At 36.3% G+C, this 16,065-nt stretch carries 14 protein-coding genes; 9 read left to right on the forward strand and 5 right to left on the reverse strand.

The window, feature by feature from the left end:
- Positions 1-64: 64 nt before the first annotated feature.
- The 5 genes from secG to miaB all read right to left on the reverse strand — a co-directional run bounded on the left by secG (position 65) and on the right by miaB (position 4,779).
- Positions 65-442 carry a preprotein translocase subunit SecG gene (secG, locus tag ACIEHO_RS08125; RefSeq protein WP_406970485.1) on the reverse strand — a complete coding sequence of 126 codons (378 nt, stop codon included), beginning with the start codon at positions 440-442 and terminating at the stop codon, positions 65-67.
- Positions 439-1,386, reverse strand: coding sequence for a hypothetical protein (locus ACIEHO_RS08130; protein ID WP_406970487.1), 948 nt, complete (start codon positions 1,384-1,386; stop codon positions 439-441). The genes secG and ACIEHO_RS08130 overlap by 4 nt, the downstream gene beginning before the upstream one ends.
- Before the next feature lie 80 nt (positions 1,387-1,466).
- Positions 1,467-1,976 carry an LPS assembly lipoprotein LptE gene (gene lptE / locus ACIEHO_RS08135; RefSeq protein WP_406970489.1) on the reverse strand — a complete coding sequence of 170 codons (510 nt, stop codon included), beginning with the start codon at positions 1,974-1,976 and terminating at the stop codon, positions 1,467-1,469.
- Between the two features lie 67 nt (positions 1,977-2,043).
- Complete coding sequence (locus ACIEHO_RS08140) at positions 2,044-3,312, reverse strand: sigma-54 interaction domain-containing protein (RefSeq protein WP_406970491.1); 1,269 nt, start codon at positions 3,310-3,312, stop codon at positions 2,044-2,046.
- Positions 3,313-3,330: 18 nt separating this feature from the next.
- Positions 3,331-4,779, reverse strand: coding sequence for a tRNA (N6-isopentenyl adenosine(37)-C2)-methylthiotransferase MiaB (miaB, locus tag ACIEHO_RS08145; protein WP_406970493.1), 1,449 nt, complete (start codon positions 4,777-4,779; stop codon positions 3,331-3,333).
- A 167-nt stretch (positions 4,780-4,946) separates the two neighbouring features.
- Here miaB and ACIEHO_RS08150 point away from each other — a divergent pair, with 167 nt between their 5' ends.
- The 9 genes from ACIEHO_RS08150 to porM all read left to right on the forward strand — a co-directional run bounded on the left by ACIEHO_RS08150 (position 4,947) and on the right by porM (position 16,008).
- Positions 4,947-5,396 (forward strand): hypothetical protein, encoded by a 450-nt coding sequence (locus ACIEHO_RS08150; protein WP_406970495.1) that lies wholly within the window; start codon positions 4,947-4,949, stop codon positions 5,394-5,396.
- Positions 5,397-5,413: 17 nt separating this feature from the next.
- A complete protein-coding gene (locus ACIEHO_RS08155) occupies positions 5,414-6,652 on the forward strand; it encodes an LVIVD repeat-containing protein (protein WP_406970497.1) in 1,239 nt (412 codons plus the stop codon).
- A 125-nt stretch (positions 6,653-6,777) separates the two neighbouring features.
- Positions 6,778-7,548, forward strand: coding sequence for a hypothetical protein (locus ACIEHO_RS08160; protein ID WP_406970499.1), 771 nt, complete (start codon positions 6,778-6,780; stop codon positions 7,546-7,548).
- A gap of 18 nt (positions 7,549-7,566) precedes the next feature.
- Positions 7,567-8,343 (forward strand): hypothetical protein, encoded by a 777-nt coding sequence (locus ACIEHO_RS08165; RefSeq protein ID WP_406970501.1) that lies wholly within the window; start codon positions 7,567-7,569, stop codon positions 8,341-8,343.
- A 138-nt stretch (positions 8,344-8,481) separates the two neighbouring features.
- On the forward strand, positions 8,482-10,986 hold the full coding sequence (topA, locus tag ACIEHO_RS08170) for a type I DNA topoisomerase (RefSeq protein WP_406970503.1): 2,505 nt from the start codon (positions 8,482-8,484) through the stop codon (positions 10,984-10,986).
- A gap of 6 nt (positions 10,987-10,992) precedes the next feature.
- Positions 10,993-12,159: a formimidoylglutamase gene (locus tag ACIEHO_RS08175; protein WP_406970505.1), complete on the forward strand. Its 1,167-nt coding sequence runs from the start codon at positions 10,993-10,995 to the stop codon at positions 12,157-12,159.
- A gap of 162 nt (positions 12,160-12,321) precedes the next feature.
- The gene (gene porK / locus ACIEHO_RS08180; RefSeq protein ID WP_456237552.1) at positions 12,322-13,683 is read left to right on the forward strand and encodes a T9SS ring complex lipoprotein PorK/GldK; all 1,362 of its coding nucleotides are present in this window, start codon (positions 12,322-12,324) and stop codon (positions 13,681-13,683) included.
- A 77-nt stretch (positions 13,684-13,760) separates the two neighbouring features.
- Entirely contained in the window at positions 13,761-14,396 is a 636-nt protein-coding gene (gene porL, locus ACIEHO_RS08185; protein WP_406970509.1) for a type IX secretion system motor protein PorL/GldL, read from the forward strand.
- A gap of 49 nt (positions 14,397-14,445) precedes the next feature.
- Entirely contained in the window at positions 14,446-16,008 is a 1,563-nt protein-coding gene (porM, locus tag ACIEHO_RS08190) for a type IX secretion system motor protein PorM/GldM (protein WP_406970511.1), read from the forward strand.
- The last annotated feature ends 57 nt before the right edge of the window (positions 16,009-16,065 follow it).

Raw genomic sequence — 16,065 nt, forward strand, 5'->3', positions numbered from 1 at the left:
ACTTGCAGAAACAAAAATGCCAGCTTTATTAGCTGGCATTTTTTATGTTCGTTCAAAAAACAATTTATTTGTTGTCAGATGAAGTATCTGCTGCTCCATCAACTGGAGTTGCGGGTGCTGCATCTTGCGCGTTTGGTAAAGCTTCTGGTAGCGGTTGTGTTGTCGTAGCATCAGGATCTAATGCTTTTGAGTCTACTGTTTCAGAGCTTCTGTTAATTGCTACGTTAGAAAGTAAAATTAATACTAAAAGTAAAGTAGCTAATGTCCATGTGCTTTTGTCTAAAAAATCGGTGGTCTTTTTTACACCTCCCAATTGTTGTGTGCCGCCGCCGCCAAAAGACGATGACAAGCCGCCGCCTTTAGGGTTTTGCACCATAACTACTACTATTAGTAAGAAGGCGACAACCACTATAAGGACTAAAAATATTGTAAACGTACTCATTGTTCTTTATTATTTTGTTCTTGTAATTGTTCTACTGCTTTAATTTGGTTTGCAAAGAAACTACTTTTTTCTGGATATTTCAAACTTAAAATTTTATATGATTGAATGGCCTTTTTGAAGTTTTTTTGTTCAACATAAATACGGGCCAAAGTCTCGGTCATTAAAGATTCTGGCTTTATCATTTGGGCTTTTGCTAGATTACCCTTTTTAGCAACGGATTTTACCGGACTTATTTTCGGGCTTTTTGATATAAACCTGTCGATAAGCTCAAATTTCTTTTCTTTTTCTGAAGCAACAAGTGTTTTTTTCTCCCTGATGGGGTTTTTAGGAGTTTCATCACGAATTATAGGTTTAAAACGTGTAAGCTTGAGCCATTCGTTGAAAGAGTGTTTTTCGCGTTTATCGAATTGTAATGGCTGCCCCAATTTTAAAATATCTTCGGCTGATGCTTCCTGGGTTTTGGTATCTTGGGTAACCGCTTCGATAGTTTCAGATTCATCTAAAATAAAAGAACTCACCTTTGTAGGGCGGGCTTCTTTGGGTTCAAATAATTCCGGGTCTAAAATGCCTTCGGTTTCCTTTATCTGCTCGTTTAAAGCATCATCAATGTTAATGCTTTTCTGAACTGAAATATCTTCCGAATCAACTGCTAAATCTTTTAAATTGGACGTATTTTGTTTTATGAATTTTGAAATTTTATTCTGGATAAAAGTTTCGGAAGTTATAAAATCAAATAGAATACTTCTATCGGTGGTATAGGCTGCCGTCTTTTTTAGTTCTTGGTTGTAATTGATGCTGCCTTGGTCTTTTAAGCCTTTAAGATAAATAGCGCGTGCCGACTGAAAATAAGGGAATTCATCAATAATAGATTTTATGCCCTCGGTTTGCTCGTGAGTAATGCTTTGAGGGTTTTGGAGAATATATGTGAAATCTATATTATTCATTGGCTGAACCAAATTTATCGATTTTTTTTTAATGGTTTAGTTTTACAGCTGGCTGAGACTGAAAACGGGCATCTTTTAAATTACCATTTTGCCAAAGTAGCATTAAAAATATCTTGGGTGATACGTTCAAAAATGGTTTCGTGTGCCGTCGTTTTTTGTCCGCCAATAAGTTGTTCACTACCCGGGTAATCATAAAAAAATGTGAAACTCTGTTCCAAATCGTCTTCTTCTTTTTTAGTATTAAAAAACCGTAGCTTAACACTAATGGTCAGTCGGTTTTGCGCTGCCGTGTTCTGAGATGTTGCTGTGGTTGGTGAAATTCTGTAGTCGGTTATTTCGCCTTCGTAAACTAAATCGGCATTAGATTGCACCAAGGTTAAATTGGTTTGGTTTTGTATTAAATCTTCCAAGGCGAGTTTAAAGTCGCGTTCTAGACCGGGTTCGACCAAAAGTGCCGTGTTTTCAAAACGGTTAACTTGGTAGGTTTCTGTGCCCGGAGGGATGGATGCACCCGTAAACGAATAGAATCCACAATTTAATAGTGTAAAACTAATGGTTAAAAGAGAAAAGTATATGATGGTTTTTTTCATGCGATTTTGTTGAGCTCGGCTGTAAATCAATTGTTTTTTTAACGTTTTCGTTTTTAGAATGTTGTTGCTAAAGGTCGTATTGCTTTATCTTTCTGTACAATGTACGTTCGCTAATACCTAGCTCGGCAGCCGCTAATTTGCGCTTTCCGTGGTGACGCTCCAGCGATTTTTTAATCAATTCCAGTTCTTTATCCTGTAAAGATAGGGTTTCCTCTTCCTCAATTTCTTCGGCAAAGTGGTATTTGTCTTGGGTACTGTCGATTTCATCTTTGGCTTCAACGTGTTCTGGGATAGAAAGTACTTTGGGTTCATCCATAGACTCCTCAAAATCGATATCATCTTCATCATCGTCACCATATATTTTTTGAATTAAACCTTCATTTTCTTTTTCAACCTCTTTGACGTTTCCAGTTTTCATGAGTTCCATGGTGAGCTTTTTTAAGTCGTTGAGGTCACTTTTCATGTCAAAAAGCACCTTGTACAGAATTTCACGTTCGCTACTAAAATCGCTATCGGATTTTGAAGTCTTTACAACTGTAGGTAAATTGGTGCCGGTAGTGGGTAAATACTTCCTCAGCGTATCGGCAGTAATGGTTCTGTCTTGTTCTAGAACCGATAATTGTTCGGCAATATTTCGAAGTTGCCGAATATTTCCACTCCAGCGGTATTTATTGAGAATCTGTACGGCATTATCAGTCAGTTTTACGGTGGGCATTTTGTACTTTAAAGCAAAATCGCTCGCAAACTTCCTAAACAATAAATGTATATCGTCGTGGCGTTCGCGTAATGGAGGCAAATGAATATCTACGGTGCTTAACCTATAAAACAAGTCTTCACGAAACTTTTCTTTTTGTATGGCTTCAAACATATTAACGTTGGTTGCCGCTACAATGCGCACATTGGTTTTTTGCACTTTGCTGGAACCTACTTTTAAAAATTCGCCATTTTCTAAAACACGGAGCAATCTTACTTGCGTGGTTAGTGGTAGTTCGCCTACTTCATCAAGAAAAATGGTACCACCATCAGCTACTTCAAAATACCCTTCGCGGGTTTGGGTGGCTCCTGTGAAAGCACCTTTTTCATGACCAAAAAGTTCACTGTCTATAGTGCCTTCGGGAATAGCTCCGCAGTTTACAGCGATATATTTGTTGTGTTTTCTGTGTGATAATTGATGGATTATCTTTGGGATGCTTTCCTTACCTACACCACTTTCTCCAGTAACCAGTACCGAAATATCGGTAGGTGCTACCTGTATGGCTTTTTCAATAGCGCGATTAAGGCCAGGTGTATTACCAATAATTCCAAATCGTTGTTTTATAGCTTGAACTGATTCCATGTAACTTAGATTCGGTTTTTAATTTTTCTCAGAATATCCAATAGCTTCTCCAATGAGGGTGGCCGTTGTACAATCTATAGTTTTTACATTTACAAAATCCCCAATTTTATAATGTTCTTTAGGAAAAACACAAACTAGATTTTCTGAGGTTCTACCAGACCAGTGGGCGTCCGATTTTTTGGATTCTTTTTCAATTAACACTTCAACTACAGTGTTAAGATGTTCTTTCGTGCGGATACCACTGTGTTTTTGCTGAAGCTCAACAATTTCTGCAAGTCTGCGTTTTTTTATGGGTTCAGGCACATCGTCTTCCATTTTTCGTTCTGCCAAAGTTCCAGGGCGTTCAGAGTATGTAAACATATACCCAAAATCATATTTAACGTATTCCATCAATGATACGGTATCTTGAAAATCTTCCTCAGTTTCGGTTGGAAACCCAACAATCATATCTTGGCTAATGGCACATTTCGGAATGATACGACGAATGTTGTCAATCAATTCCATATATTCCATACGGGTATGTAAGCGGTTCATTTCCTTTAAAACACGGTCGCTTCCACTTTGCACAGGTAAATGTATGTGCTTGCAAATATTATTGTGCATGGCCATAGTTTCTACCACATCTAAAGTTAAATCTTGCGGGTTTGAAGTAGAAAAACGAATACGCATTTTTGGCTGAGCTTTGGCACATAAATCCAGTAATTTGGCAAAGTTTACGGCTGTGGCTTTTTGTAGGTCGCTAGCTTTTTCAAAATCTTTTTTAAGTCCCCCGCCGTACCATAAATAACTATCAACGTTTTGGCCAAGAAGCGTAACTTCTTTGTAGCCTTTGTTCCATAAGTCGTTTATTTCTTCAATAATACTTTGCGGCTCTCTACTGCGTTCACGTCCACGTGTAAAAGGCACCACACAGAATGTACACATATTATCGCAACCTCGGGTAATAGAAACAAAAGCAGTAACGCCATTTGTGTTTAAGCGAACAGGAGCAATATCGCCATAAGTTTCTTCTTTTGAAAGAATAACGTTTATGGCATCTCGGCCTTCGTTAACCTCGCTTAAAAGATTCGGTAGATCTTTATAGGCATCGGGACCCACTACTAAATCGACAATTTTTTCTTCCTCGAGAAATTTAGCTTTTAGGCGCTCCGCCATACAGCCTAAAACGCCCACTTTCATTTTGGGGTTATGGTCGCGTTTTACGGCGTTATATTTTTCAAGGCGTTTGCGTACAGTTTGTTCGGCTTTGTCGCGAATAGAGCAGGTGTTTACCAAAACCAAATCGGCTTCTTTTAAATTTTGTGTGGTATTAAAACCTTCAGATGCCAAAATGGAAGCTACAATTTCGCTGTCACTAAAATTCATGGCGCAACCGTAACTTTCAATAAAAAGTTTGCGTTGGTTCCCTTCTTTTTGTTCTAAAACCAAGGATTCCCCTTGTTTGTTTTCGTCAATAATTTTTTCCATAGTCAATACTGAAACTTGTACCAGTCAATAAGCATGCAAAGATACAATATTATTTGTGTTTATGACAAAGTGGCAGTTTAATTTTGCCTTAGGTTTTTATAAAAAATGTTAATTTAAGTACGCAACCAAATGGCAATTTTTGTATCTTATAAATAAATTGAGTTTTAATGAGAAGGCCTTTGAGAAGTGTTGTTTTAGTGGTTCCTTTGATGTTGTTTTTTGTGAACATGACTTGCGATAAGAATGATGATGCAGATAATTATAATGGAAGTTGTGACCAAATAACTATTGTCGATAGCGACATGTATAATAATTTAGAAACAGATTATTTCACATTTATTGAAGCAGAAATAGTTGATGATTGCTTGTATATTGAATTTGGTTCTTCTGGTTGCGATGGTAACTCTTGGAGGTTTAATTTAGTTGATTCTGGGGCTGTTGCTGAGTCGTTTCCTGAACAGCGGTATTTAAAATTTCAACTTAAAAATGAAGAAGCCTGTTTGGCTTATTTTACCAGAACGGTTTCGTTTGATTTAAAACCTATTCAAGTTAGTGGAAGCAATGAAATCATTCTAAATATTGAAGGTTTTGAGCCTTCTCTAAAATATAAATACTGAGTATAAATCCCATTGTTATGAAATTGAAATACCTTTTTTTGTCTCTATTGGTTGTAATGTCCTTTTCTTGCGACACTAACGACGAAGATTACGAATTTGTGCAAGTGGCCACGCCACAGTTAATGAGTAAAACTGCGTTTAGGAGTTCGGTAAAGGTTGATGCTCCCCAAACTATTGAAAATATTGGGAAGATTTATGCCTATAAAGATTATATTTTTATAAGTGATGAAGGTAAAGGGGTTCATGTTATTGACAACTCTAACCCTGAAGTACCAAACGCGGTTAAGTTTATAAAAATTCCTGGAAACGAAGATATTTCAGTAAAAAACGACTTTTTATATGCCGATAGCGCAACCGATTTGGTGGTTTTTGATATTTCTGACATCAATAATGTTACTGTAGAGGGACGTTTGGAAGAAGTTTTTAATGTCTATGATTACGCTGTTCCTCTTGAAGCCGAGGTGGTTGATTATGAAAAATTTAATTATGAAACCGATATCATTGTCGGTTGGACGATAACTACAGAAAGACGAAAAAAAGTAGATGAAAATGTTCTCATTGACGTAGCTATGGATGGCGGACGAGTGTTGAATGCTGCCGAGTCAACTACGGGTACAGGTGGTTCCTTGGCGCGTTTTCAAATTGTAGAGAATTATTTGTATGCCGTTGGTAATTATGAAATGGCCATTTTTAACATACAGGATTTATCTGAACCCGTGCTCGCAAACACTCAATATGCAGGTTGGAACATTGAGACCATGTTTCAGTCTGATGGTTTCTTGTACTTGGGAAGCACAAACGGTATGTACATTTATAATTTAAACAACCCGGCGTTTCCAGAATATGTTTCCGAATTTACGCATTGGGAGGGTTGTGATCCGGTTGTTGTCGATGGAGACTATGCTTACCTCACGTTGCGAGGAGGTAATGATTGTGGCCAGTTGGAAAGCGTTCTGGAGATTATAGATGTAAGCGATAAATCAAAACCATCTCTAGTGGCAAGACACGAACTCGAAAATCCTTATGGTTTGGGTATAAAAAGCAATACATTATATGTGTGTGATGGAACAGCCGGGTTGAAATTATTCGATAAAACGGATCCATTGGCGGTGAGTATGCTAAATGCTTACAAAGATATTCAAGCTAAAGATGTTATTCCGTTAGAGGATAAATTGCTAATGATAGGAGGCAACACCCTTTATCAATACAGTTATGTTGAAAATGGTGTGGAATTGGTCAGTAGTTTTTCGTTATAAACATCTAAATAGTTTTATTCTTTAGATAAAATCCTGCTAGAATGCAGGATTTTTTTATTAGTGCTTAGTGGTGGTTTTCAAAAAACAGTTACATTTATGCCTAAATAAAACTAACCAATTACCAAATGGACTCATTCAACCGTTTGTTGCATAAAATTGAAAATGCAAAACCTTTAGATTTCAGTACTATTTTTGACAACGTTATAGAACTCTTCAAGAAAGTTTGGCTAAAAGGTTTTTTGATGGTTCTAATTATGGTGGGTTTCGCCATTGTCGTGGGAATTGTGTTTTCCTTAATAGGTTTGGCGCCCAACGACCAGCTTTTTTCAGACGGATTTAATCTTGAGGCTTATACTGAATTCTATTCATCTAGTATATTGCCAAGTGTGCCACAAAACATACTCACCACTACTGTTACGTTAGCATTGGTTTCTGCTTTTTATAGAATGTGCATTAAAATTGATTCTGGAATAAACGCCGTTGAGGATTACTTTTATTTTTTCAAAAAAGAATATTTTTCCAAACTCTTAATGCTTGGTATTATCCATACGGGCATAGCTGCGTTGGCACAACTTATGTTCTTTCTGCCGTACATCTATGTGCTGGTGCCCTTAGCTTATTTCGCCATTATTTTTGCCAATAACCCAGAGCTGAGTGAAATGGAAATTGTAAAGGCCAGTTTTAAACTAGGTAATAAAAAATGGCTGATAACCTTCGGAACCTTGTTGGTTGCTGGTATACTGGGTTTGCTTGGGCTTTTAGGTTGCGTAATAGGAATGCTATTTACTATATCCATAGTTTATTTGCCTACATTTTTTATCTACAAAGAGGTTGTGGGGTTTGATGATACGAACGAAATAGATCAAATAGGGAATAACGACAATTTAGGTTATTAATAATAAATTCATATAAAAATGAGCACGCTTGCTAGTTTAATTGAAAAATTAGAACATGCTAAAAAACTAGATTTTGGTAATATTTTCAATAAATCTATAGAACTTTTTAAGAAGGTTTGGGTTCAAGGTTTGGTTTCCTATTTGCTTTCAATGGTTTTGGCTCTTCCTTTATTTATAGTTTTTTATGTGCCTATGGTTCTTTTAGGGCTAATTAGTCCAGAAACTTTTGAGGGTGATATTGATATAGATGGTGTAGGTGTCTTAATTATAATATTTGGAGCTTTGTTTTTTTTGCTTTTGTTCGTTGGAATGATAACGGTTTCCGTTGGTTTAAAAGCTGCTTTTTTTAGAATCATAAAAAACAAAGACTTAGGACAGAATACAACTGATGATTATTTTTTCTTCTTTAAGAAAAGGTATTATAAAAAAACTTTTGGTCTAAGCCTTGTTGTTTTTGGAATTGTAATTTTAGCATACATTTTGTGTGTATTGCCTATTTTTTATGCAATTGTTCCTGTTTATTTTATTATTACATCTTATGCAATGAATCCAGATATTTCTAATTCTGATCTTGTGAAAATTGGATTTAAACTAGGAAATAAAAAATGGTTAATAACATTTGGTCTTTTATTTGTTGCGTGGTTGCTATCAACAGTTGTTGGATTTTTATTGTGTTTTATAGGTTTGTATGTAACACAACAATTTATAGATATACCAGTCTATCAAGTTTATAAAGAAGTTATAGGTTTCGATGACAAAAACGCCATCGACGAAATAGGAGAACCAGTAGAATAAAATTTAAATTTTCAATAAGAAAGCCTGTTTTAGAAGCCTGATGTGCAATTTTTTTTATTTAGTTTATACACAGATAATCCATAAAATGCTACAGATAAACTTTTTTTGATATACATTTGTAGCTTCAAAAAGTGAAGTATGGCGAAGAATTTAGTGATAGTAGAGTCACCTGCAAAGGCAAAAACCATTGAAAAATTTCTTGGTAAAGATTTTAAGGTTGAGTCTAGTTTTGGGCATATAGCCGACCTGCCTTCGAAGGAGTTAGGGGTTGATGTTGATGGTGATTTCAAACCCAAATATGAAGTTTCAAAGGATAAAAAGGCAGTAGTAAAAAAGTTAAGAGATTTAGCTAAAAAAGCAGAAATAGTTTGGCTAGCAAGTGATGAAGACCGCGAGGGAGAGGCCATTGCATGGCACTTAGCGGAGACTTTAAAGCTCGATAAAGACAAAACCAAACGTATTGTTTTTCACGAAATAACAAAATCGGCTATACAAAAGGCCATTGAAAACCCAAGAGGGATTGATTACGATTTGGTTGATGCACAGCAAGCACGCCGTGTGTTGGATAGAATTGTAGGTTACGAACTGTCTCCCGTTTTATGGAGAAAAGTTAAAGGTGGCCTTTCTGCTGGAAGGGTGCAGTCGGTTTCTGTTAGATTGATTGTTGAGAAAGAAAGAGAAATTGAAGGATTTACATCTGTTGCCTCATATAGAATTGATGCCGAGTTTTCAAATGAAGATGGCCAGACTTTTAAAGCTAAACTTCCAAAGAATTTTTCAAATAAAGAAGAGGCTCAAAAATTCTTGGAGAAAAATGCCAAAGCTGATTTTAACGTTGCCGAGTTAACCAAAAAACCAGCTAAAAAATCACCAGCAGCACCATTTACAACTTCAACATTACAACAGGAAGCTTCGCGTAAATTATATTTTTCGGTAAGTAAAACCATGACGATGGCACAACGCCTATACGAAGCAGGTTTAATTACTTATATGAGAACCGATAGTGTGAATTTATCGGATGAGGCTAGAAAAGGAGCCGAAGCCGAAATTAAAGATGCTTTTGGCAATGAATATAGCCAACCACGAAATTATACAGGAAAATCTAAAGGTGCACAAGAAGCTCATGAGGCTATTCGCCCTACAAATTTTGCGATGCATTCGGTAAATATTGATAGAGATCAAGCGCGTTTATACGATTTAATTTGGAAACGTGCCATAGCATCGCAAATGAGCGAAGCCAAATTGGAACGAACAAATGTTAAAATAAGCGCATCAACGCACAATGAAACGTTTACGGCAAACGGAGAGGTGATTACTTTTGATGGGTTTTTAAAGGTGTACCTAGAAGGTACCGACGACGAAGATGTTGAACAAGACGGTATGTTGCCGGCAATGAAAGTTAATGAGGCATTGCTGAACAGCTACATCACAGCAACAGAGCGTTACACGCGTCCACCAGCTCGATATACTGAAGCGTCTTTGGTGAAAAAATTAGAAGAATTAGGTATTGGTCGTCCGTCAACATATGCGCCAACCATTTCAACCATTCAGAATAGAAATTATATAGAAAAGGGCAGTGTAGATGGCGTAGAACGAAACTATTCTCAACTCAAATTACAGGATGGAGTAGTAAAAGATAAAATGCTATCTGAAAAAGTGGGCTCTGATAAAGGAAAATTAGTACCAACGGATATCGGAATGATTGTTACCGACTTTTTAGTAAATCACTTTGATGCCATATTAGATTACAATTTTACAGCAAAAGTTGAGGCTGATTTTGACGAAATTGCTGAGGGTAACGAGGATTGGACAAAAATGATGAAGTCTTTTTATAAAGGTTTCCATCCTGTTGTTGAAGATGTAAAGGAAAATGCTGATAGAGAATCTGGTGAGCGCATTTTAGGTAAAGACCCCAAAACAGGCAAACAGGTTAGTGTGCGTTTGGGAAGATTCGGGCCAATGGTCCAAATAGGAACGGTTGACGATGAAGAGAAGCCACAATTCGCCAGTTTAAGCCCAGACCAGCAACTTAATACCATTACCTATGAAGAGGCTATGGATTTATTCAAGCTTCCAAAACAACTTGGAGAGTACGAAGGTGAGCCCGTTGAGGTCAATAATGGACGATACGGTCCTTTTGTTAAGTTTGGAAAAGCATACGTGTCGTTACCAAAAGGAACTGACCCGCTAAGTGTAGAGTTGGATGATGCCATTGTTTTAATAAAAGAAAAGCAAAAAGCCGATGCACCTATATATATGTATAAAGATTTACCGGTGCAAAAAGGTAAAGGCCGTTTTGGCCCGTACATTAAATGGAACAATATGTTCATTAATGTGAACAAAAAATACGATTGGGATAATTTATCAGATGACGATATCGTTGAATTGATTGAAGATAAAATTCAAAAGGAAATAGATAAAGTCATTCACAATTGGGAAGAAGAAGGCATTCGTGTTGAAAAAGCTAGATGGGGTAGGCACAACGTCATCAAAGGGAAAGTGAAAGTAGAATTAGCTAAAACCGTTGAGGTTAAAGATATGACGCTCGATGAAGCCAAAGCTATTATTGAGGCTAAAGCCCCAAAGAAGAAAGCGTCCAAAAGAAAAACTACAAAAAAGAAAACATCAGCAAAAAAGAAGTAAAAGCCCATGAACTTTAATTTTCTCTCTCCGGTTTCAGATTTAGTACTTGCACATAACGAGCTACTGTCTGCACAAGCATTGGGAAGAAAAATTAAAATTCATTCTGCCCAGAATGGAATTCCTGATTTAGAAGGTGTAGATGTTGCCGTTTTAGGGGTTATAGAAAACCGAAACGATGTTAACTATATTGGCGAAGAGTTTCAGTTGGATGAAATCCGAAAGGGATTTTACAGTCTATTCCCAGGAAGTTGGAATACCACAGTTGCCGATTTAGGCGATATTAATAAAGGTGAAAGTGTTGAAGACACCTATTTTGCTTTAAAAGAAGCCATTGGTATTTTAGTGAAGAAAAGGGTGATTCCGTTAATATTAGGTGGCTCGCAAGATTTAACCTATGCCAATTATCGGGCTTACGATTCACTAATTCCTATGGTAAATATTGTTAATGTTGATGCTCAGTTTAATTTGGGTGATTCAACAAAACCTATTAAAAACAATAGTTTTGTGGGTAAGATTATTCTAGATAAGCCTTATAACCTCTTTAATTATGCCAATATTGGCTATCAAACTTATTTCAATTCCCAGGAAGAAATAGATTTGATGGATAGCCTTTATTTTGAATCGTATAGGTTGGGAGAAGTTTCTAAAGATGTTACTATTGTTGAGCCCGCATTGAGAGATGCTCATATTGTGAGCATCGATTTGAATTCAGTAAAGAGTTCAGAAGTTAGTCTTAGGCAAAAATATTCTCCAAATGGTTTAGACGGAAAAGAAATTTGTGCTATTGCACGTTATGCAGGTATAAGTAATAAGGTAAGCTCTTTTGGGGTTTATGAATACAAACCCTCCAAAGATGATGAAATGACAGCCATGTTGGTGGCACAAATACTTTGGTATTTCATTGAAGGTGTTAACTATCGAGTAAAGGACGACGATTTTTCGGATGATAGGAATTATAAAAAATTCATAACCTTGGTGGAAGAACAGGAGTTGGTATTTTATAAAAGCAATAAAACTGGAAGATGGTGGATAGAGATTCCTTTTTTGGCAGAAGTTAATAATAAATTAAAAAGACATACGTTATTACCATGCATGCATCAAGATTATCTTGATGCGTGCAATAATAAAGTGCCAGAGCGTTGGTACAAGGCTTTTCGAAAGAACAGCGTCTGATAGTAAAGTATAGTTAAACAGTCAATTTCATCGTTGAAACGCTGTTTTTTTACGATGAAATGTTATTTTTTTAGATAAAAAGTTGTTTTTTAAGAAATATATAAATATGTTTACCATCTCAAAATTGAAGCAAGAATAATTAACCTCGAGTTTTCTATGGATATGAAGAAGTTTATTTTATTAACCGCAGTATTGGCAATATTAACTAGTTGTGGCTCTAAAGATAGAGGCGAGCTGGTTGGTGTTAAAGGAAAAAAATGGCACCCAGAAAAGCCATATGGAATGGAACTTATTCCAGGTGGTGCATTTATCATGGGTAAAGCCGATGACGATTTAGCAGGTGTGCAAGATGCACCGTCTAAAACAGTTACAGTAAGAGCATTTTATATGGATGCTACCGAAATTACAAATAGCGAATACCGCCAATTTGTAAATTGGGTTAGAGATTCAATCGTTAGATACAAACTAGCTGTTTTAGCAGATGAAGTTGGAAAAGTTCCAGATGATGGAGGTATTGGAGAGTATGCGTTTAAAGATGCAGATACAGCCAACATGTCTGTTTATGAAAAATATATGTTCGAAAACTACACAGGTTTGGGACCAACAGGTTATGAAGGGCGAAAAATAAACAAAGATATCGAGTTGATTTTTGATACGGCCGATTATCCTGACGAGTACTACACTGAGGTTATGGATACTATGTATTTGCCTATGGAAGAATCTTATAATGGTCAACGTACTTGGGATGTAACCAAATTTAAGTTCCAATACAGCCATATGGACATTCAAGAAGCGGCTAGAAATAGAGGTATTAAGCGTAAAGATGTTATTATAAAAGAAGAAATTGAAGTTTATCCAGATACAACCGTTTGGATTAGAGACTTTGCTTATTCTTACAACGAGCCCATGCACAATGACTATTTTTGGCATGATGCATATAGTGATTATCCAGTTGTTGGAGTATCTTGGGCTCAGGCCAAAGCGTTTTGTGAGTGGAGAACCATTAACAAAAACTCTTACCAAAAGTCTAAAAAAGGATCTGCTATGGTAAATACTTTTAGATTGCCTTCTGAGGCCGAGTGGGAGTATGCTGCCAGAGGCGGATTGCAAGCTGCAACGTACCCTTGGGGAGGGCCTTACACAAAAAGTGATAGAGGATGCTTTATGGCAAACTTTAAACCTGTAAGAGGTGATTATGCAGCAGATCAAGCTTTATATACTGTAGAAGCAAAATCTTATGAGCCAAATGATTACAACTTGTATAATATGGCTGGTAACGTAGCAGAATGGGTGAATGCATCATACGATCCTTCTTCATACCAATATACATCAACTATAAATCCAAGTGTGAATGATAACGACAATCAGCGTAAAATTGTTCGTGGGGGATCTTGGAAAGATGTAGCATACTTTTTACAAGTAAGCTCGAGAGATTACGAATATGCTGATTCAGCAAGAAGTTATATAGGTTTCAGAACCGTTCAAGATTACATGGGGACACAAGTAACTAGCAGCGGAAAATAATTTTTAATCAAATCAAAATCATAAACTAATTATTAACCTACTTAAGTAAATCTACTTAAAATTTAAAACCGAAAATTATGGTAAAGTCAAAAGCAAACAAGAAATTTATGAATATGGCCTATGGATTAGGAGCCGCAATTGTAATTGTTGGTGCACTATTCAAAATTATTCACTTCGAAATAGGCCCACTTACAGGTAACGTTATGTTAACCATTGGTCTGATAACCGAGGCAATTATATTTGCTTTATCAGCGTTCGAACCTGTTGATGAAGATTTAGATTGGTCTTTGGTATATCCAGAATTAGCCGGAGGGCAATCAAGCAAAAGCGAATCAAAAGAAGATGCTCAAGGATTGTTATCTAAGAAATTAGACAACCTTTTAAAAGAAGCTAAAATTGATGGTGAATTAATCGCTAGTTTAGGCGACAGTATCAAAAACTTTGAAGGAGCAGCTAAAAATATGTCATCTACAGTTGATTCAATTGAAGCGACTAAAAAATATGGTGAAGAATTGTCATTGGCCGCAGCACAAATGGAATCTCTTAATGGCTTGTACAAAGTACAGTTAGAAAGCATTAATAAGCAGGCTGCTATTAATGAAGAGTCTGTAGAAAATGCTACTAAATTAAAAGAGCAAATGCAATCATTAGCGTCTAATCTGTCATCATTAAATGGTGTTTACGGTGGTATGCTATCTGCTATGAACAAATAATTAGGGGTTAATCCTAAATTTATTAATTAACCAAAAACCTAATTAAAACATGGCCCAAGCAAATTTATCACCCAGACAGAAAATGATTAATCTGATGTATTTGATATTCATTGCGATGCTAGCATTGAATATGTCGAAAGAAGTACTTTCAGCATTCGGATTAATGAACGAAAAGCTTACAGATTCTAACCAAGCTACAGAACAAAGAAATAATAATTTCGTAGCAAGTTTAGAACAAAAAGCTACAGATCAGCCAGAAAAATATAAGCCTTTAAAAGCTAAGGCCGATCAAATTGATGCCTTGGCGCACGAGTTTGATGGTTATCTAGAAGACTTGAAAGGTAAAATGACGGCAAAACTTGATGATCCTACCGATTATGAAATCATGGATAAAGGGACTTACCTTGACGAGAATTTCTTTAAGGGCGACAAGTTAAAAGAAGATGGAAAGGAATTTTTAAACCAAATCAACTCCTTTAGAGAAGGTGTAGTAAGTATTCTTGAGAATGAGCCTGGGATGGATCACATTGTAAAAGATGTGAAAGAAAAATTCAGCACTAATCAAGAAATCAATAGAGATGGTATCAAAATTGATTGGTTAGAATATCACTACAAAGGATTTCCTTTAGTGGCATCATTAACAAAAATGACCCAGTTACAGGCTGATATCAAAACTACAGAGTCTGAAATCCTTTCTAATATGTTACAAGGAACACTTTCAACTGAAGTGTCTATGACCAACTATACCACTTTGATGGAAACTTCTAAATCAGCTTACTTTAATGGCGAGCAGTTTGATGGTCAAATCGTATTAGGTCGTAAGGATGCTACTACGAAACCTAAAAGAGTTGAGTTAACCTTGGATGGAAGAAAGCTTTTAGAAAATCAGTACTCTATTGAAGACGGTAAGGTGAAATTGAAAATAGGAACAGGTGGTGTTGGTGAGCATAAAATTGAAGGTATGCTAATCTTTGGTGAAGATGGTGAAGAAATTGAGGTACCTGTTAACTCGTCATTTGCAACTGTAGCTAAGCCAAATGCTGCAACGATTTCAGCCGATAAAATGAATGTGGTTTACCGTGGTGTTAAAAACCCAATGACCATTTCTTTTGCTGGTATTCCAGACAATAAGGTTAGCGCTAGTGCTCAAGGTTTATCTAGAGCTGGTGGTAGCCGATATGTAATGGATGCTACAAGAATCCAAGGTAGAGAAGTAACCATTAGTGTTACTGGTACATTACCAGATGGTAAAAAAGTAAGTGATAATGCTAAATTCAGAATTAAAGATTTACCGAAACCAACCGGAACCATTAGAGGTGAAGATGGCCAAGTAAAAATGCAACGTAACAGCCTTGAGATTTCTACTGTTGGCGCTATGTTTGATGATTTTGACTTTGAATTGCCATTACGAGTTACAGGATTTAAATTTAAAGTTCCAGGACAGCCTACAATAAATGTTAACGGAAATAAGTTAGATAGTAGGGCAAAAAGCGCATTGCGTAAAGCAAAACGTGGTTCTTCGGTTCAAATATTTGATATTGAAGCTAAGGCTAGTGGTGTAAGTGTTATACTTAAGAAAGTATCGCCAGTGCTTATTGAACTTACAAATTAGAAAAACTATTTGGGATGGTTATTGAACCAACCATCCCGAATATTGATAATACAAAAT

This window comes from Flavisericum labens (assembly GCF_045446075.1).
GTDB classification, from domain to species: domain Bacteria; phylum Bacteroidota; class Bacteroidia; order Flavobacteriales; family Flavobacteriaceae; genus Flavisericum; species Flavisericum labens.